Source organism: Plantactinospora sp. BC1, assembly GCF_003030345.1.
Taxonomy (GTDB): Bacteria; Actinomycetota; Actinomycetes; order Mycobacteriales; family Micromonosporaceae; genus Plantactinospora.
In genome coordinates this window covers 4,987,806-5,007,663 of record NZ_CP028158.1, presented here as the reverse complement: position 1 = coordinate 5,007,663, position 19,858 = coordinate 4,987,806, and the positions used below count along the sequence as shown (strand labels likewise).

Genomic DNA, 19,858 nt, shown 5'->3' with positions numbered 1-19,858 from the left:
CACCTCCACCCGGCACCAGGGTGCCGAAGTCGAAGGTCTCGCTCACCTCCGACAGGCGGAGGTCGGATGGCCGGACCCGCTCGGGCAGGTCAGCATGTCGACCATCGCGTTGGGAGCTACTCCCCTTGCGACCGCAACACTACCGGAGCGAGGTGCACGGCACGACCCGTCGATCCGCCGGCCGCCGACCGTCCACCGACCGACGGCTCAGGGCGCGGGGCGCTGTCCCGGGATGCCCTCGACCGCCGCGAGAAACCGGGACTGGTCGTCGTGGGTCGTCGGGTTGACGATCCGAATCCACGAGCCGTCGTCGAAGACGACGGTGGACGGGAACCGCAGCAGTCGGGTGGGGCCGCCCTCGGAGTCGATCCGGGCCACCCGGTCACGAGGCACGCTCCAGAGCAGTCTCGGCTGGCGCCGGTCCGGCCGGCCCTCGTCGGGCCGGCGACCCATCCGCAGCAGGTGCAGGTGCGAGTCGGTCACCGCCAGCGGCGTACCGGTGTAGCGGTCGAGGAAGAGCAGCAGGCTGCCGGCGAGAGTGGCGAGATCACCGCTGAAGACGTACCGACGCCGGTAGGCGATCTCGGCGAGCTGGTCGGCCAGCGGGCGGTACCGGCTCAACCGGAACAGGGTCCGGAACGCCTCCTGCTCCTCGGTCAGCGGCAGCGGCTCCCGGTGCGCCGGCCGGTGCCCCGGCGCGGATTCCGGCGCCGCCTGCTCCGGCGCCGCCTGCTCCGCCAGGCCGGCGGCAACCGCGGCGGCCTTGGCCGGGTGCAGCAGCACACCCGAGGCGAACCGCACCGGTGTCATCACCGCGTCCAGCCAGGCACCCGGGTTGACGATGTGCAGCAGGCCGAAGAGCGCCCGGGGATCGAGCGCCTCGGCGATCTCGTCGGCCATCAGCTCCGCGAGCTGGCTGCCGGCGCGGTGCGTCTGCGAGGTACGAAGGGAGGCGAGCCCGACGTAGCGGAGCCGCTCGCCGGGGAGCAGCGGGGCGACGAGGAGCCGTTCGGGCTCGTCGCTGGTACGGAGCTCCTCACGCAGCTCACGCACCCTGGCCCGGGCTGCCCGTACGCCGCCCAGCACCGCGTCGGTGAGCCGACCGAACCGTCCCGTCACACCACCGCCCCCTTTCGACCGACTCGACGGTTCACCGGCCGCCCGTCCGCGCCGGCCGCCGCGAGCACCGCCACCGGCCCGACCGCAACCGCTGCCGAGCAGGGCGCCGAAGCCGAGGCCCGGGCCGACGCCCGGCCCCTGCTCGCGCAGGCACGGACGAACCGGCCGTGCCGAAGACGCCTGCGACAGCGGCCGCCGGATCCGCTCGGCCGCCGGTCCGCACAGGCTAACGGTGGTGTGCTGGCACCCCGGGACGCGCCCCGCGCGGTGACGGCCAGCCGAGCCGTTCCGGCGCCTGGGCGTGCCGGGAATCGTGCCCGGCGAGTTGGCACGCATAGGTACCGGTCGAAATCGGCGCGGTCGACGCGGTTCCGGATCGGGCCGGTTTGACCTATGGTGATGATCATGACGCTCCGGCTGTTCACCCCGGCTGGACCGGCCGGACAGCCCCGGGGCCGGCGATGACCACCGCCAATGCCCGGCCGGGACGACCGTGTCCGCCGGCACGCGGATCCCGCCACCGAACCAGGCGATCCCTGGGCCTTCGAGAAGGGTGGACGACTCATGAACCAAGGGCTGAGCAGGCGCCGAGTTCTCGGTGAGGCGGTCGGACTGGCCGCCGGAGCCGCGGCCGTCGCGGCGGGGCTTCCGTCCGGTGCCGCGGCCGCCGCTCCGACGCAGGCCGGGCCCGATCTCGCCCGCTGGCGCAAGCAGGCGACCCGGGTGACGATCGTCCGCGACGACTGGGGCATTCCACACGTACGCGGTCACACCGACGCCGATGCGGTGTTCGGCATGATGTACGCGCAGGCCGAGGACGACTTCAACCGGATCGAGCGGAACTATCTGGTCAGTCTCGGCCGCCTCGCCGAGGCCGAGGGCGAGACCGCGATCTGGCAGGATCTGCGCCAGCGGCTCTTCGTCGACCCCGAGGCCCTGAAGCGGGAGTACGCGAAGACACCCGGCTGGTTGCGCGAGCTGATGCGGGCCTGGGCGGACGGGCTCAACTACTACCTCGCCACCCATCCGGAGGTACGCCCGCGCGTGCTGGACCGGTTCGAGCCGTGGATGCCGCTGAGCTTCTCCGAGGGCAGCATCGGCGGTGACATCGAGCGGGTGCCCCTGAGCCAGCTCGAAGCCTTCTACGGCGGCAGGACGCTGCCGATGACGGACGAGGAACGCGGACTGCTGTTCCGGGAGCCGAGCGGCTCGAACGGCATCGCGATCGCGCCGAGCCACACCAGGGACGGCAACGCACTGCTGCTGATCAACCCGCACACCAGCTTCTTCTTCCGCTCGGAGCAGCACGTGACGAGCGGCGAGGGACTGAACGCGTACGGCGCGGCCACCTGGGGCCAGTTCTTCATCTACCAGGGCTTCAACGCGAAGACCGGCTGGATGCACACCTCCAGCGGCGTCGACAACGTCGACGAGTTCGCCGAGACGATCGTGACCAGGGCGGACGGTCAGCGCTACTACCGCTACGGGGACGCGCTGCGGCGGGTGGCGACGAAGACGATCACGCTCTCCTACCGTACGGCGGACGGTGGGCGGGCAGAGCGCACCTTCACCACCTTCGCCACCCACCACGGCCCGGTCGTACGCGAGGCCGACGGCAAGTGGATCGCGTTCGCGCTGATGAACCGGCCGGTCGAGGCGCTCCAGCAGAGTTTCCTGCGCACCAAGACGCGTGACTACTCGGACTTCATCCGGGTGGCGGGGCTCAAGGCCAACAGCTCGAACAACACGCTCTTCGCGGACTCGAAGGGCGAGATCGCCTTCCTGGTGCCGCAGTTCATGCCGATCCGCGACGATCGCTTCGACTACCGCAGGCCCGTCGACGGCAGCGACCCGGCGACCGACTGGCGGGGGCTGCACAGTCTCCGGAGCCTTCCGCAGGCGGTGAACCCGAGGAACGGCTGGGCGTTCAACACCAACAACTGGCCCTGGACCGCGGCCGGCCCGGACAGCCCGGACGCCGCCGACTATCCGCGCTACTTCGATCAGGCCGGGGAGAACCCGCGTGGGCCGCAGGCGATCCGGGTATTGACCGCACGCCGCAAGTTCACCCCGCAGACCCTGATCCAGGCCGCCTTCGACCGCTACCTCACCGCCTTCGCCCGGCTGGTACCGGGGCTGGTGGCGGCGTGGGACCGGCTGCCCGAGGGCGACCCGCGAAAGGCGGGCCTCGCCGGCCAGGTCGACCTGCTGCGCGGGTGGGACTACCGCTGGGGCGCCGAATCGACCGCGACGTCCCTGGCGGTGTTCTGGGGCGAGGCGCTCTGGGCACCGCTGGCGCAGGCGGCCCGGGACGCGGGAATGTCCATGTGGGACTATCTGGCCGAGCGGGCCACCGACGCGCAACGACTTGAGGCGCTCGACGCGGCGACCCAGCGGTTGACCCAGGACTTCGGCAGTTGGCAGGTGCCCTGGGGCGAGATCAACCGCTTCCAGCGCAACGACGGTGCGATCACCCAGACCTTCGACGATGCCAAGCCGAGCATCCCGGTACCCTTCACCTCCGCGCAGTGGGGTTCGCTCGCCTCGTTCGGCGCACGGCGCTGGCCCGGCACGAAGCGCTACTACGGCACCAGCGGCAACAGCTTCGTGGCGGTGGTGGAGTTCGGGCCGAGGCTGCGGGCCTGGGCGGTGACGGCCGGCGGCGCCAGCGGGCATCCCGACTCGCCGCACTTCAACGACCAGGCCGAGCGCTACGCGAGCGGCAACCTCCGGCCCGTCTACTTCTATCCGGAGGACCTTGAGGGCCATGTCGAGCGGCGCTACCGGCCGGGCACCTGACGGACCGGGCCCGGCGTGCTCCGTCACGCCGGGCCCTGCCGGGCAGCGCTGACCCCCACCACACCCGGCAGCACGACACCAGGGGACCACACCGGACGGCGGCGACCACCTCTCCGCGCCCGCGTTCCGGGCCGCAGCCGCGCCTGCCGCGTTCCGGGCCACAGCCGCGCCCGCTCCGGCGGCGCTACGGGTCGAAGAACTCAGAGTTCCCGAACCTGATCATCCACCCGCATTCCGGGCACGATCTTGCCTTCTCTATAGACACTTCCCTATCCTCGCTGGAGAAAGCGCTTTCCCTTCCGCTCTGACGCTGGCTGCCAATCGACCAGCGCCAGCGATCTCGCGGACCTCGGTGCGGGCCGGGCCACGGCGGAGCCGCGACCCGATCCACGCGCGGAAGGGCGGGTCCAGCCCTGTGCACCAGCGGTGCGAGCGCACCGGCGCCGGGGGCCGGATCGGCAGCCTCGGCGACCCGCCGACATGAGCGCGGCAGGTACCGGCACACCAGCACTCCGGAGACGAAGGTGAGGCGAAGATGAGACGACGACCAACCGCATTGCGGCTTCAGGCGGCGCTGGCAACGGCGGCCGTCGCGGTCGCGGTCGGTGTCGCGCTACCGATGCCCCAGGCGTCGGCCGCGGTCGGCAGCGCCACCGGCTATGCGACGCAGAACGGTGGAACCACCGGCGGTGCGGGCGGACAGACGGTCCGGGCCAGCACCGGGACCGCTATCCACACGGCCCTCTGCAACCGGGCCAGTAGCAGTACCCCGATCACCATCGAGGTCTCCGGGACCATCAACCACGGCAACACCAGCAAGGTCTCCGGCGACAGCTGCAACACCGCCGCCGACAAGATCGAGCTCAAGGAGATCAGCAACGTCACGATCATCGGGGTCGGCGGAGCCGTCTTCGACCAGCTCGGCATCCACATCCGCGACTCCAGCAACATCATCATCCAGAACGTGACCATCCGGAACGTCAAGAAGTCGGGATCGCCGACCTCCAACGGCGGCGACGCGATCGGGATGGAGAGCACCGTCCGCAACGTCTGGGTCGATCACGTCACCCTGGAGGCCTCGGGCGGGGAGTCGGAGGGCTTCGACGGCCTCTTCGACATGAAGGACAACACCCAGTACGTCACCCTCTCGTACAGCATCCTGCGCAACTCCGGCCGTGGTGGCCTGGTCGGATCCAGCGAGAGCGACCGCTCGAACGGCTTCATCACGTACCACCACAACCTGTACGAGAACATCGACTCCCGTACGCCGCTGCTCCGTGGCGGCATCGCACACATCTACAACAACCACTACGTGAGCCTGCACGAGTCCGGCATCAACTCCCGGGCCGGAGCCCGGGCCAAGGTGGAGAACAACTACTTCAGGAACTCGAAGGACGTGCTGGGCACCTTCTACACCAGCGAGGCCGGCTACTGGCAGGTCAGCGGCAACGTCTTCGACAACGTGACCTGGTCCAGCCCGGGCAGCGACACCAACCCGGCCGGCCCCAACCCGCAGTCCAACACCACCGTCAGCATCCCGTACTCCTACCGCCTCGACGGGGCCGGCTGCGTGCCGGACGTCGTCCGGCAGACGGCGGGCGCGAACACGGGCCTGCGGGTCTCGGACGGCAGCTGCTCGCCGCAGGGACCGACGCCGACCCCGACCCGCCCCACGCCGACGCCGACGCGGCCCACACCCACGCCGACGACCCCCACGCCGACCCCGACCCAGCCGCCCAGCGGGACCAACCTCAGCATCGGGGCCGGCTCGGACGGCTCCAGCAAGGCCGACGGCACGGGCTACGGCAACGTGCGGGACGGTGACATGAACACCTACTGGTCGCCGGCCGGCTCGACCGGGTCCATCTCGATCAAGTGGGGTTCCGCCACCACCGTCTCCAGGATCAACATCCGCGAGGCGTCGGGCGCCGTCGGCAACATCGGGTCCTGGCGGGTGGTCAACCACGACACCGGTGCGGTCCTGACCTCCGGCAGCGGAGCGGGCGTCATCACCTTCCCCGCGACCTCACTACGCAAGATCACTTTTGACATCACCAGTTCGACCAGCACGCCGAGAGTCGCCGAATTCGAGACCTACGCCGGGTAGCGGCGCGGTCCCGCCACCCTCGGGGTCCGGCTTCCCGGACCCCGAGGGTGGCCGGTGACGTCAGCCGGCGACCGGCATACGGGCCAACGCGTGCCGGACCAGTCCGATCAGCGCCCGCTTGCTGGACTCCCGCTCCCGGGCATCGCACCAGAGGAGCGGCACCGAATCGTCGAGCTTCAGCGCCGACCGGATCTCCGCCTCGGTGTACAGGCACTCGCCGAAGAACCGGTTCACGGCGGCGACGAAGGGAATTCCGCGCCTCTCGAAATAGTCGACGGCGGGAAAACTCGTGTCCAGCCGGCGGGTGTCGATCAGCACGACCGCGCCGACCGCGCCCTGTGCGAGTTCGTCCCAGATGAACCAGAACCGGTCCTGGCCGGGCGTACCGAAGAGATAGAGCACCACGTCCGGGCCGATGGTGATCCGCCCGAAGTCGAGTGCGACGGTGGTCCGGGTCTTGCCCTCGACCCCCATGAGGTCGTCGACGCCGACGCCGGCCTCGGTCAGCACCTCCTCGGTGGTCAGCGGCGGAATCTCGCTGACCGAGCCGACCAGGGTGGTCTTGCCCGTACCGAAGCCGCCCGCCACGACGACCTTGACCGACCTGCGATCCACGTTCGATTTCCTTCTTGCCTAGAGTCTTTCCAGCCCGGCGAGGACCGTTTCCAGAAGCCGCCGATCGGCGATCTTCTGCTGTGCCGGTGCGCCGACGCGGAGGTATCCCTGCTCGATCAGCACGTCCACCATGACCTTGGTGATGGTGAGCGGGCGGTGCAGGTAGGCGCCGATCTCGGCGATCGACACCCAGCGGGTGCAGCGGTCGACGATCTCGCGGTACTCCAGCTCCAGCCGACCCGGGTCGACCGGCAGGGCGATGACCTGGGTGGCCAGGTCGAGGTTGCTGTTGCGCGGACTCGTCCGCCCCTTGACGAGGATGTACAACGGCACCAACCCGGCCTGCGCCGCGTCGTCGCCGTCCCACACGTCATACGCCATAACCCCTGCCCTGCTGGCCGTTGGCGACCGTCGCGGTCCGGCGTACCTCGGCGCCGAGGTGCTCACCGATCCGGATCACCAGCCGGCTCATCTCGTACGCGACCGTTCCCATGTCGACGGTCTGCTCACAGAGTACGGCCAGCCGGGCGTTGCGGCCCGCGGCGGCGACGAACAGGGTGTGACCGTCGTACTCGACGATGACCTGCTGCACCTGCCCGCTGTCGAACCGTCGGCCCGTGCCGGCGGCGACGCTGTGCAGGGAGGAGGCGCCGGCGGCCAGGAGCTCCGCCGCGTCCTGGGCCAGCCCGGTGGACTTCTGGACGATCAGCCCGTCGGTCGACAGGACGACGGCGTGGACGACGTCGGGAACCTCCACCAACTGGTCCAGCATCCAGGTGAGGTCGTTACCCGAGGTCGAGTTGGTCTGCACCAGTCCATTGTAGAAGTCCCGGGTACGGGGGACGGCGCCACCGGCTCAGGGGGTGACGGCGGCGCCGAGTCGGGCCGCGACGGCCGCGACCGCCGCTCGCAGTTCCGGCCCACCCTCGACCCGGAAGGCGAACGGTACGCTCGGCAGCCACTCCTCGGCGTACATCGCGGGGTTGCTGGTGCTGCCGACCAGCACGCAGCCGGCACCGGCGGGTTCGAGCCGTCCCATCGGGGGCCTGATCCACGGGGCCACCTCGGCCGCCGGGGCGTCGAAGGCGACCCGGGTGCGGAACTCCCACCCGGTTCCCAGGTTCTCCTCCAGCGCCGCGACCGGGTCGAGGCCGTCGGGCGGCTCGAACGGGTACCCGGTCTGTCGGACCGCGCTGACCCGGTCGAGCCGGTAGGTGCGGACGGCGTCCGCGCGGTGCGAGTGGCAGAGCAGATACCAGCGGCCGTACCGGACCACGACCGCCCAGGGGTCCACCTCGGCGTCCCACTCGTTGCCGGACTCCGTCCGGTAGGTGACCAGCACCCGGCGTCGGGCCGCGACGGCGGTGACCAGCGCACTGGTGGTGGCGGGATCGGGGCGGGACGAATGCCGGTCCGGCGCGGCCGAGGCGTGCCGGCGCAGCGCCGCCGCCTGCCGGCCGACGCTCTCGGGGAGTACCTGGATGACCTTGCCCAGGGCGGAGCCGACCAGGTCGTCGGCGTCGGCCTCGGCGGCTGCCGGCTGACCGTCGAGCACCGCCATGACCAGACCGAGCGCCTCCGCCTCGGTGAAGACGACCGGAGGCAGCCTCGTCCCGCGGCGCAGCCGGTACCCGCCGTACGGGCCCCGGATCGACTCGACGGGGATGCCGGCCTCACGGAGGATTCCGACGTACCGCCGCGCGGCCCGCTCGGTGACGCCCAGCCGACCGGCGAGTTCACCGGCCGTCGTGCCGGGACGGGCCTGGAGGATCTCCAGGGTACGGAGGGCGCGTGCGGTGGGGCTCGTTTCGGTCGGCACCCGAGCAGCCTAGACGCCAGCCGAGACGTACCGGAAGTAGATCGTCCGGATCAGGGCCTAGCGTCGTGCCCCGGGGCGCACCGGTTCCAGGGCCGGACGCGACCTGACCGCGCAGAGAGGAAGACTGATCATGGACGTACTGCTCATCGCCGGCCTCTGGCTCGACGGATCCGCCTGGGACGACGTCGTGCCCGCACTCCGGGCATTCGGCCACCGACCCGTACCGATCACCCTTCCCGGACAGGGTGACGGATCCACCTCCGCCACCCTCGACGACCAGGTGGCGACGGTGCTCGCCGCCGTGGACGCGGCGCCGGGGAAGCCGATGGTGGTCGGGCACTCCGCCGCCTGCACGCTGGCCTGGTTGGCCGCCGACGCCCGCCCGGAGAAGGTGGCCAAGGTCGTCCTCGTCGGCGGCTTTCCCGTCGCGGACGGCGGTTCCTACGCCGAGTTCTTCGAGCTGAGGGAGGGCCTGATGCCCTTCCCCGGCTGGGAGCCCTTCGATGGCCCGGACTCCGCCGACCTCGACGAGGAGGCCCGGCGGTCCTTCGCGGCCGGCGCGATCCCGGTCCCGGAGGGGGTGGCCCGGGGGGTGGTACGGCTGGTGGACGAGCGACGGTTCGACGTCCCGGTGGTCCTCGTCTGCCCGGAGTTCACGCCGGATCAGGCGCAGCAGTGGATCGCCGCCGGGGAGGGACCCGAACTCGCCCGGGTCACGCGTCTCGACCTGGTCGACATCGATTCGGGTCACTGGCCGATGATCAGCAAGCCGGCCGAGTTCGCCCGGCTGCTCGCCTCGGTCGCCGACGGCTCCTGACCGACGGTGGGCCCGCCTCGCCGGTCGGGGCGGGCTCGCCACCCGTCACCCGCCCCAGCACCGCCGGACGTTCACCGTCCACACTCTTTTGTCACCACGGACAAAAGTGGAGACGATCCTGCCGAAAGATCTGGACATCTCGACGGCAAGAACTTAGTGTCGGACAACATCAACATATTTAAACGAGCTAACCGGCGGCGCGGTCAGCTCGTCGTCTGAGAGTCACGGCTCGACCGGGGGCGCCAACTCTCCAGGTCACCGTGCCCGCAGACCCGGCGCGGCCGTCGCGCCATGCCCGGAACGGCGTCGCTCCGCGTCGGCTCGGCAACACGGCCCGCGTCACCTGGCCCACCGGTCCGACCTCGCCCTAGTCCACCCTCCCCCACCGAGACACTCCGTCCACACCAGCCGTGACAGGCCGGCAGCCGCAGCGCCGGACCCACCGTCGCGGATCCAGCGGTGTGCGGTCTGCCGCCATGTCGTCCGTCGATCCACGCGAAGCCCCGACGGGTCGTCGACGTTGCCCCAAGACTCGCGAAAGGTGTGTTCGACATGCCAGCCTTCCCTGTGCGATGCGGCCCGCCGAGGCGTTCGCGGCCGCTCCCCCGGCTCGGCACCGGCCGCTCCGGACGACCGATGAGGATGCTCGCGGCGATAGTCGTCCTGATCACCGGCTCGGCGCTCCTCGCCGTCCCGGCCAGCGCCCGCCCGGTGGACACCGAGCGGAGCAGAGCCAGCGATCCCACCTCGGCCGGCGAGCTACAGGCCCAGGTGCTCACCTGGACGGGCGGCAACAGCACCGAGGCGTACGTCTCCGCACCCACCACCGCCGTCGCCGGACCGGCCACCCTGGTCTTCGAGAACAGCGTCGCGACCGGCAACACCAGCGGGATGCAGCACACCCTCACCTTCGACACCGGGAATCCCGAGTACAACCGCGATGTCGACGTGAACATCCTGGCCGACCCGTTCGACGCCAACCAGGGCCGGTGGACCGTCGACGTGGTGCTCACGGAGGGCACCTACCGCTACTTCTGCGCGATCCCCGGGCACGGCGCGATGACCGGGCTGCTCGTCGTCACCGGCGGCGGCGCGGACACGACCCCGCCGACGGTGACCGCCGAGGTCACCGGGGAACGGGACGAGAACGGCGGGTACGTCGGCGCCGCCACGGTCACCCTCTCCGCCACCGACACCGGATCCGGCGTCGGGCGGGTGGAGTACTCGTTGGACGGTGGCGCGTACGGCACCTACTCCAGCCCGGTCACGGTGAACGCCCCCGGGCAGCACACGGTGACCTACCGGGCCACCGACGTCGCCGGCAACACCTCCGCCGTACAGTCGACCACCTTCCAGGTCGTCGAACCGGCCGACCCCGACACCACCGCACCCACCGTCACCGCCGCCGTCACCGGCGAACAAGACGACGAGGGCGCCTACATCGGCACGGCCACCGTCACCCTCACCGCCACCGACACCGAATCCGGCGTCGAACGCACCGAATACTCCCTCGACGGCGGCAGCTACACCGCCTACACCGCCCCGGTCACGGTGAACACTCCCGGGCAGCACACGGTGACCTACCGGGCCACCGACGTCGCCGGCAACACCTCCGCCGTACAGTCGACCACCTTCCAGGTCGTCGAACCGGCCGACCCCGACACCACCGCACCCACCGTCACCGCCGCCGTCACCGGCGAACAAGACGACGAGGGCGCCTACATCGGCATGGCCACCGTCACCCTCACCGCCACCGACACCGAATCCGGCGTCGAACGCACCGAGTACTCCCTCGACGGCGGCAGCTACGCCGCCTACACCGCCCCGGTGATGGTGCACCAGCCGGGCCGACACACCGTCAGCTACCGGGCCACCGACAGGGCGGGCAACACCTCCGCAGCCCAGTCCGTCACCTTCGAGGTGGCCGACACGTCCACTCCGGACACCACGCCGCCGACCGTCACCGGCGGGGTCACCGGGGACCGCGACGACGAGGGCGGCTACCTCGGTGCCGCCACGGTGACCGTCACGGCCACCGACACCGAGTCGGGCGTGGACCGGATCGAGTACGCGGTCGACGGGCAGCCGTACGCGGCGTACACCGCCCCGGTCACCGTCAACACGCCCGGCGAGCACACCGTCTCGTACCGGGCCACCGACAGGGCGGGCAACACCTCGGCGGCGCAGTCCGTCACGTTCACGGTGGTCGAGCTGCCGGACGACTCCACCCCGCCGACCGCGACCGCCACCGTCGCCGGCAACCGGGACGGCACCGGGGCGTACGTCGGCGCGGCCACCGTGACCGTCTCGGCCACCGACGCCGGATCGGGGGTGGACCGGATCGAGTACTCGCTCGACGGGCAGCCGTACGCCGAGTACACCGCCCCGGTCACCGTCAACCAGCCCGGCCAGCACACCGTCTCGTACCGGGCCACCGACGTGGCCGGCAACACCTCCACGCCCGGATCGGTCTCGTTCACCGTGGTCGCCCCGCCCGACCCCGACAACACCGCCCCCACGGTGACCGCCGCGATCACCGGTCAGCAGGACGGCAGCTGGGCGTACGTCGGCAGCGCCACCATCGTGCTCACCGCCGCCGACACCGGGTCCGGGGTCCACCGGGTCGAGTACGCCCTCGACGGCCGGGGCTACGTCGTCTACTCCGGCCCGCTCACCGTGAACACCCCGGGCGCGCACACGGTCAGCTACCGGGCCACCGACCGGGCCGGCAACGTCTCGGGGACCGCGTCGGCCACCTTCACGGTGGTGCCGAGCGCACCGCCGGCACCGAGCTGCCGGGTGACCGACACCCGGCCGACGGTCTGGCTCGGCACCTCGAACAGCGGTGTGCCGAACCGGGTGGTCGAGGGGCGCTGCTCGATCAACGACCTGATCTTCGACGAGCGGGCCTGGCCCAGCCACGCCGAGTTCGTCGAGCACGTCAGGGCGGTCGCCGAGCACCTGCACCACCGGGGCAGGATCCTGCTGAGGGAGCAGAACGCGCTGGTACGCACGGCCCGCGACTCCGAGGTCGGCCGGTCCGAGGCGAAGCAGGGCTACCAGCCGCTGCTGGACCGCACCGCCGCCTCGTTCAAGCTCTGGGAGCAGGTCGGCGCCGGCGGCTTCACGCGCAACGCCGACGGGTCGATCACCAGTAGGGCGGTCGACGGTCTCGGCATGCTCTGGTTCCCGGTCCGCAGCTACGGCGACTTCTCGCTCAAGCTCCAGTGGCGCGACGACGCCCCCGGTGACGGCCGGGCCAACAGCGCGGTCTTCGTCCGCTTCCCGCAGGTGCACCAGCACCCGCAGGAGTCCCGCCCCGAGTGGGTGGCCATCAAGTACGGCCACGAGTTGCAGATCTTCGACCGGACCGACGGCGACCAGTACAAGAGCGGCTCGGTGTACGGCTTCGACCGGGTCGACCTCGACGGCGCCCGGGTCACCCCGAAGGGCACCTGGAACGACTACGAGATCCGCGTCGTCGGCCAGCACTACTCGGTGTTCCGGAACGGCGAGTTGATCAACGAGTACCTGAACGTCCCCGACGCCGTCTTCAGCCCGCCCCGGGCGGACGATCCCGGCGGCGCCGGCCGGCAGAACGCGACCGGCTACATCGGCCTACAGAACCACGGGGCCGGCGACATCGTCACCTTCCGCAACGTCAGGATCGCCCCGCTGACCCCGTGACGTCGCACGCCGTCCTCTCCCCCGCCTAGCCGAGCGATTGGATCGAAACGTTGGACAAGGAAACGAAGGACATCGGCGAGGTCGTACTCTCGGCGCCCGCCGCCGGGCCGGCGTCGCAGCCGGCGTCGCCGGTCCGGCTGCTCGGCACGAGCGGCGGCCGGGCCCTGATGGTGGCGGCCATCATGCTGGTGACGCTCGTCGGCGCGGGCGGGCTGGCCGTGGCCGGCGGCGCCACCACGGCCGCCCCGCCGGCCGAGCGGGCGGTCGAGGCCGCCGCGGCCTCGGCGGAACGGCCGGCCGGCTGTGTCACCCCGGACCGCCGGCTACAGATGTACGCGGTCGAGCTGCCCAAGGACCCGGTGACCAACCAGGTCCGGCTCGGCTACGGCCTCACCCCGCAGACGGCCTCCTACCCGGGGCCGACGATGGAGATGATCGAGGGGGAATGCCTGGCGATCACCCTGCACAACCAGGTGCCGGCCGCCACCCTGGAGCAGTTGCGCACCGACCCGGCGCACCCGGTCGGCGTCTCGCTGCACGTGCACGGGGTCAAGTACACCCAGATGTCCGACGGCACGGTGCACAGCAACTCCTTCGTGCCGCCGGGCGGGTCGCGGACCTACATCTGGTACGCCAAGCCGCGCACCGCGACCTCGCAGGGCACCGCCGGCTACTGGTGGTACCACGACCACGTGGTCGGCGGGCCGCACGGCACCCAGGGCCTCCGCTCCGGGCTCTTCGGCGGCCTGGTGGTACGCCGGCAGGGCGACCCGAGGCCGGACCGGACCTACGTGACGGCCTTCGGCGACCGGCAGACCATCAACCTGCGGCGCAGCGCGGAGGCCGACACCTGCGACCCGGTGAACCCGCAGCCGGGCCCGACCTGCCTGGTCGCCAAGCTCGGCGAACGGGTCGAGTTCATCGTGATCGGCATCGGCGACGACATGCACACCTTCCACGTGCACGGACACTCCTGGGCGGACACCCGGACCGGCCTGGTCCCCGGCGGCAACAAGGCGCTCATCGACTCGATCCCGGTGATCGACAACAAGACCCTCGGCCCCGGTGACACCTTCGGCGTGCAGATCGTCGCGGGCGACTCCGTGGGACCGGGGCACTGGATGCTGCACTGCCACATGCAGTTCCACTCCGACCTGGGCATGTCGACGACGCTGCACGTGCTCGACGAGAACGGACAGATGCCGCCGCACGCCGGTGGCCACCGGCCGGCCGCGCCGGCACAGGGCGCCGCCGCACCGGCCGGCGCGCACGGGAACCACCGATGAGTAGAACTCTTCGTACCCCCTCTGGAGGAGGAGAAATGGCTCACCACCGCCATTTCCGGCTGTCCCGATCGGTCGGGCGACACCGCCCCGGCCCCGTCGACCCGCCGCCCGCCGCGCTCGACCCGGTTTTCCGGGCCCGGTGGCGTGGCGCCGGACCGCTGCGCCGGGCGGTCGCCCTGGCCTCGGCCGCCGTGCTCACGCTCGGCCTGCTGGGGGCGCCGGCCACCGCCGCCCCGGACGGGAGCGTCGGCGGGGTCGCGCCGGCCTGGAGCGGCCAGGCGGTGAACGTACTGGTCTTCCACGGGCCGGCGGCGTCCCAGGACGACCCGGTCGCCCGGGCCGTCAGCACGATCCGCAAGCTCGGCACCGAGAACGGCTTCACCGTGCACGCCTCCGCCGACCCGGCGGTCTTCACCGCGGACAACCTGGACCGCTACCGCAGCGTCGTCTTCCTGTCGGCGAACGGGGTGACGCTGAACGACGCCCAGGAGGCGGCGTTCCAGGCGTACGTCAAGGGTGGTGGCGGCTTCGTCGGCATCCACGACGCCGCCCGCGCGCAGCCCGGCTCGGAGTGGTTCACCGGTCTGATCGGTACCCGCCCGGCGGCGAGCCTGCCCAACGCGGAGAAGATCGAGAGCGTCACGGCCAGCGGCAACAACCCGCCGAACGAGATCGTCGAGAACCTGATCGACGGATCGACCGGTACGAAGTGGCTGACGCGTACCCCGACCGGCTGGGTCGTCGCCAAGCTCGGCGCGCCGAAGGCGATCGCGCACTACGCACTCACCTCGGCGAACGACTTCACCGGCCGGGACCCGAGGGACTGGACCCTACAGGGGTCGGCCGACGGCGAGACCTGGACGGACCTGGACCGCCGGACCGGGGAGACCTTCTCGGGGCGGTTCCAGACCAAGCAGTACACGTTCACCAACACCCAGCCGTACCAGTACTACCGGCTGAACATCACCGCGAACAGCGGTGAGCCGCTGATCCAGCTCGCCGAGCTGTGGCTGATCGGCCCGGACGCCGGACCGGCGCCGGAGTCCCGGGTGCAGGAGGCCGTGGTCGAGGTGGTCGACCGGCAGCACCCGGCGAACAAGGGCCTGCCGCTCAACTGGACCCGCGCCGACCAGTGGATGAACTGGGACCCCAGCCCGGTGGGTCGGGTGCACACCGTCGCCCAGGTCCGGGAGCGCAGCTACCAGCCGGGGCTGGGCGGCAACGGCGCCTTCCACCCGATCTCCTGGTGCCGGGACTACGACGGCGGCCGGTCGTTCTACACCGGGATGGGGCGCACCGAGGCGAGCTACACCACCGACACGAAATTCCGCAGCCACCTGCTCGGCGCGTTGCAGTGGACGACCGGTCTGGTCCGGGGCGACTGCCAGGCGACCATCGGGGCGAACTACAGGATCGAGCGGCTGACCGCCGCCAACCAGTCCGGCCAGCTCGACCAGATCGGTGAGCCGCACGGCCTGACCATCGCCCCCGACGGCAAGGTCTTCTACATCGGCAAGGCCGCCTGCCCGAGCGGGCCGATCGCCGACTGGGCCAACCCGGACGTCGGGCTGGGCTGCGGCACCATCCACCAGTGGGACCCGAAGAGCAAGCAGGTCAAGCTGCTGACCACGCTGGAGGTGATGGGCAACCGGGGCAGCGGCAGCGAGCTGGTGAAGAACGAGGAGGGCCTGGTCGGCATCACCCTCGACCCGAAGTTCGCCGAGAACGGCTGGTTCTACGTCTACTGGATGCCGCACGAGTCGATCGACCGGGAGCGCCGGGTCGGCCAGCGTACGGTCTCCCGGTTCACCTACGACCACGCAGAGCAGTCGGTCGACCAGGGCACCCGCAAGGACCTGCTGCACTGGGACACCCAGATCCACAGCTGCTGCCACGCCGGTGGCGGGATGACCTTCGACGAGTCCGGCAACCTCTACATCGGCAGCGGCGACAGCAACTCCTCCGGCGGGTCGAACGGCTACTCCGGAAACAACTGGACCCAGGAGTACGCCGGGATCTCGTTCCAGGACGCCCGGCGTACCTCCGGGAACACCAACGACCTGAACGGCAAGATCCTGCGCATCCACCCGGAGCCGGACGGCACCTACACGATCCCGGACGGCAACCTCTTCACCGGCCAGGAGCAGGGCGGCGGCAAGACCCGACCGGAGATCTACGTGATGGGTGTCCGCAACATCGCCCGGATCGCCTGGGACCCGGTCAACGACTGGCTCACCGCCGCGTGGGTCGGCCCGGACGCCGGTGCCCCGAGCCCGGAACTCGGCCCGGCGAAGTACGAGACCGCCACCATCATCACCTCGGCGGGCAACCACGGCTGGCCGTACTGCATGGGCAACCGGCAGCCGTACCGGGACCGCAGCAACACCGACGCCACCGTGCTGACCGGCTGGTACGACTGCGACAACCCGAAGAACGAGTCGCCGCGCAACACCGGTCTGGTCAACCTCCCGCCGGTACGGGACAACATGATCTGGTACTCGCCGCAGGGTGGTGGCCCGGTCTTCCCGAAGCGCACCGACGGCAGCGGGCTGCCGACGTACAAGGCCGAGGACGCCACCTACACCCAGCCGTACCTGAGCGGCGGCGGTCAGGCCATCATGGACGGCCCGACCTACCAGCGCGAAAAGGTCGACGTGAACAGCGGCGTCGCCTGGCCGGAGTACTGGGACGACAAGTGGTTCATCGGTGACCAGTCCAACGCCAACAACCGGATCGCCGTCACCGTCGACCCGGAGACGGTCGCGCACGCCGGGGCGCCGGCCTTCGCCGAGGACCTGCGCAGCATCATCCAGGGTGGCACCGGCCCGAACCAGCTCGACTCCTGGATGGACGCGAAGTTCGGGCCCGACGGCGCGCTCTACATGCTCGACTACGGCCGGGGCTTCTTCAGCCTGCACCCGAACCAGAAGCTGGTCCGGATCACCTACCAGGGTGGCCAGGCCACCCCGAACCCGAGCCTGGCCACGGCCCGGTCGGTGACGCCGAGCCAGCCCCGGACCATCGGGTTCTCCGCCGCGCGGGCCGGCGGGGTGGCCTGGGAGTGGGACTTCGGCGACGGCAGCAAGCCGTCGCACCAGGCCCACCCGACGCACACCTACAAGCGGTACGGGACCTTCACCGCGACGCTGAAGGTGACCTACGCCGACGGTGAGGTGGTCACCGGGAAGATCGACGTGAACGCCGGCTGCGCCGCCGCCGACGCCCGGCCGACGGTCTGGATGCTGGACACCGACACCGGGGTGGAGAACCGGAAGGTCGGCGGCGGCTGCACGATCAACGACCTGATCGACGACGAGACCACCTGGCCGAACCGGGCCTCGTTCGTCACCCACCTCGACGCCGTGCTCGCCGAACTGACCGCCGCGCACGTCATCGACAACCGCGAGTCCAGGGCGCTGCGCCGGGCCGGTACCCAGTCCCCGATCGGTGCCACCGACGGCTACCAGCCGATCTTCGACGGTTCGGCGAAGTCGCTGGCCGGCTGGCGCCAGGCACCCGGCGGGTCGTTCTCGCTGCGCCCCGACGGGTCGATCCGCAGCTCCGGTGGCCTCGGCATGCTCTGGTACGCCGACCAGCAGCTCGCGGACTATTCGATCAGGGTGCAGTTCCGCGACATCTCCCCGGAGAACGTCCGGGCCAACAGCGGCATCTTCGTCCGGTTCCCGGATCCGAGGACTCCGCTGGAGCAGCGGCCGGCGGGCAGTTGTGGCACCGTCGGGTCGGCCCGTACCTCCCAGGCATGGGTCGCCATCTACTGCGGCCACGAGATCCAGATCTACGACGGCGAGACCGGCGAGCCGCAGAAGACCGGCTCGGTCTACAACTTCGCGCCGAACACCCTGGACCGGGCCGGTGCGACCCCGAAGAACCAGTGGAACGACTACGAGGTCCGGGTGACCGGCCAGCACTACACGATCGTCCGCAACGGTGTGGTGATCAGTGAGTTCGAGAACGCCCCCGGCAAGCAGTCGTCCCGCCAGGGCGACCCGCCGACCGACCTGCGGCAGTTCCTCAGCGGCTTCGTCGGATTGCAGAACCACGGCAACAACGACGTGATCGAGTTCCGCAACATCCGGGTGCGGCAGCTCTGAGCGAACGGTGCCGGATACGGGTCGAGCGGCCCGTATCCGGCACCGCTGTCTTTCCAGCCGAGCAGGTGCGAGCTGCCGGCGGCCCGGCGTCGCCCCGGCCGGCGGCAGCGCGTACGGCCGGCTCCCCGTCGCGGGTCGCGGTTGGCGAACGACGGTCGCGAACTACATTGGCAGCGGCCGGAGGCGTCGTTCGACAGCGGGAGGGGGTACTGCCGCGATGGTGAGCCGAGCGGACCAGCCGATCTGGCTGCGGCCGGAGTCGCTGCCGGCGGGTCGTCCGGCGGAACGCAGCCGCGCCGAGGTCACCTCGGCGGCGATCGCCCTCGCCGACCGGGACGGGCTGGAGGCGGTCACCATGCGCCGGGTGGCCGCGAGCCTCGGGACCGGCCCCGCGTCGCTCTACCGCTACGTGGCCGCCCGGGACGAACTCGTCGACCTGATGGTGGACGCCGTGGCCGCGGAGTACGACCTCGCCCCGCCCGGCGACGACTGGCTCGCCGATCTCGTCGAGTTCGCCCGGCAGACCCGTACGATCATGCGCCGTCATCCGTGGCTGGCACCCCTGGTGACCGGTCAGCCGGGCATCGGCCCGAACGGCCTCGACCTGGTCGAACACGTCCTCGCCGTACTCGCCGACCACCCCGCCGCCGTCGGCGTCAAGTTGCAGGCCTTCGCCATGCTCAACGGCATCGTCGCACTCTTCGTGCAGGCGGAACTGGCCGGCGCCCGTCAACGCGGGGGCCGGAGCACCGAGCAGTGGCAGCAGGCACAGGCGGCCTACCTGCGCCACGTCGCCGCGCAGGGTCGGCATCCGCGTCTTGCCGAGGCCATCGCGCGGGGATCGACCGAGGCCACGGCCGAGGAGGATCCGTTCGACCTCATCGTCTCGCGCACCATGGCCGGCATCCTCGGGCCGGCGACTCCCGCCCCGTCGGCGGACGCCGGCCGGTAGCCGTCGCGCCGTCCACTCGGGCCGCTCAGTCGCTGACTCCGAGGTGCAGCAGCCACACCCGGTCGCGCACCCGGACCACGAGGTCGACGTAGGCCCCCTCGTACCAGTCCCGGGCGTGCACGGTGAGGGTCCAGGACTCGGCGGAGGCGGGCCAGAGCCGCCCCATCAGGGCCACGGCCCAGTCCGCGAGCGCTTCGGCCAGCATCCGCGCGGCCCCCTGCTCGGCCCAGGCGTGCGGCTGGCGCCCCGGGACGAACATTCCGGGAAGTGCCGCCCGGGCCGTCGCGGACCAGGAGTCCACCGGCTCCAGGCCCGAGACCCGGCAGTTCGCCGGTAGCAGCGCGTCCACCGCCGCGCCCACGTCGTCGCCGGTCAGCGGGCCGTCCACCAGGGTGAACGTGCAGGCGTGGTCGGTCTCCTCCAGCAGGTCCTCCAGGACCCGGAGCGCACGGTTGACCATCTCCGGGACCGCTTCCTGCGTCGCGTTCCTCGCCGCCGACAACCCGGCCCAGTCGAATTCCGTCACGGCGACCAGGGTAGTGATC

Annotated in this window: 13 protein-coding genes; 7 read left to right on the top strand and 6 right to left on the bottom strand. The window is 71.1% G+C overall.

Annotated elements, in window-relative coordinates:
* Positions 1–207 precede the first annotated feature (207 nt).
* A complete protein-coding gene (locus C6361_RS21920; RefSeq protein WP_107268847.1) occupies positions 208–1,119 on the bottom strand; it encodes a hypothetical protein in 912 nt (303 codons plus the stop codon).
* Positions 1,120–1,683: 564 nt separating this feature from the next.
* Between C6361_RS21920 and C6361_RS21915 the strand changes: the two genes are divergently transcribed.
* The gene (locus C6361_RS21915) at positions 1,684–3,918 is read left to right on the top strand and encodes a penicillin acylase family protein (protein ID WP_107271095.1); all 2,235 of its coding nucleotides are present in this window, start codon (positions 1,684–1,686) and stop codon (positions 3,916–3,918) included.
* 535 nt (positions 3,919–4,453) lie between these two features.
* Positions 4,454–6,025, top strand: a complete 1,572-nt coding sequence (locus tag C6361_RS21910; protein ID WP_107258902.1) for a polysaccharide lyase family 1 protein — start codon at positions 4,454–4,456, stop codon at positions 6,023–6,025.
* 60 nt (positions 6,026–6,085) lie between these two features.
* Here the strand turns inward: C6361_RS21910 and C6361_RS21905 are convergent, their stop codons facing one another.
* The 4 genes from C6361_RS21905 to C6361_RS21890 are packed head-to-tail and all read right to left on the bottom strand — an operon-like array spanning position 6,086 to position 8,459.
* Positions 6,086–6,640 (bottom strand): ATP/GTP-binding protein, encoded by a 555-nt coding sequence (locus C6361_RS21905; protein WP_107268846.1) that lies wholly within the window; start codon positions 6,638–6,640, stop codon positions 6,086–6,088.
* Between the two features lie 18 nt (positions 6,641–6,658).
* Positions 6,659–7,021: a DUF742 domain-containing protein gene (locus tag C6361_RS21900; RefSeq protein ID WP_107258900.1), complete on the bottom strand. Its 363-nt coding sequence runs from the start codon at positions 7,019–7,021 to the stop codon at positions 6,659–6,661.
* Positions 7,011–7,451, bottom strand: coding sequence for a roadblock/LC7 domain-containing protein (locus tag C6361_RS21895; RefSeq protein ID WP_369930291.1), 441 nt, complete (start codon positions 7,449–7,451; stop codon positions 7,011–7,013). Before C6361_RS21895 ends, C6361_RS21900 begins: the two co-directional genes overlap by 11 nt.
* A gap of 45 nt (positions 7,452–7,496) precedes the next feature.
* Positions 7,497–8,459 (bottom strand): YafY family protein, encoded by a 963-nt coding sequence (locus tag C6361_RS21890; RefSeq protein ID WP_107268845.1) that lies wholly within the window; start codon positions 8,457–8,459, stop codon positions 7,497–7,499.
* 130 nt (positions 8,460–8,589) lie between these two features.
* Here C6361_RS21890 and C6361_RS21885 point away from each other — a divergent pair, with 130 nt between their 5' ends.
* The 5 genes from C6361_RS21885 to C6361_RS21865 all read left to right on the top strand — a co-directional run bounded on the left by C6361_RS21885 (position 8,590) and on the right by C6361_RS21865 (position 19,313).
* Positions 8,590–9,276, top strand: coding sequence for an alpha/beta fold hydrolase (locus tag C6361_RS21885; RefSeq protein WP_107268844.1), 687 nt, complete (start codon positions 8,590–8,592; stop codon positions 9,274–9,276).
* Positions 9,277–9,912: 636 nt separating this feature from the next.
* Positions 9,913–12,963, top strand: a complete 3,051-nt coding sequence (locus C6361_RS21880) for a family 16 glycoside hydrolase (RefSeq protein ID WP_159079419.1) — start codon at positions 9,913–9,915, stop codon at positions 12,961–12,963.
* Positions 12,964–13,013: 50 nt separating this feature from the next.
* Positions 13,014–14,249 carry a multicopper oxidase domain-containing protein gene (locus C6361_RS21875; RefSeq protein ID WP_199853045.1) on the top strand — a complete coding sequence of 412 codons (1,236 nt, stop codon included), beginning with the start codon at positions 13,014–13,016 and terminating at the stop codon, positions 14,247–14,249.
* Between the two features lie 35 nt (positions 14,250–14,284).
* The gene (locus tag C6361_RS21870) at positions 14,285–18,361 is read left to right on the top strand and encodes a ThuA domain-containing protein (protein ID WP_107268842.1); all 4,077 of its coding nucleotides are present in this window, start codon (positions 14,285–14,287) and stop codon (positions 18,359–18,361) included.
* Between the two features lie 217 nt (positions 18,362–18,578).
* Positions 18,579–19,313 (top strand): TetR/AcrR family transcriptional regulator, encoded by a 735-nt coding sequence (locus tag C6361_RS21865; RefSeq protein WP_107268841.1) that lies wholly within the window; start codon positions 18,579–18,581, stop codon positions 19,311–19,313.
* Positions 19,314–19,338: 25 nt separating this feature from the next.
* Here C6361_RS21865 and C6361_RS21860 read toward each other — a convergent pair whose 3' ends face one another.
* Positions 19,339–19,839: a hypothetical protein gene (locus C6361_RS21860; protein WP_159079418.1), complete on the bottom strand. Its 501-nt coding sequence runs from the start codon at positions 19,837–19,839 to the stop codon at positions 19,339–19,341.
* Positions 19,840–19,858 lie beyond the last annotated feature (19 nt).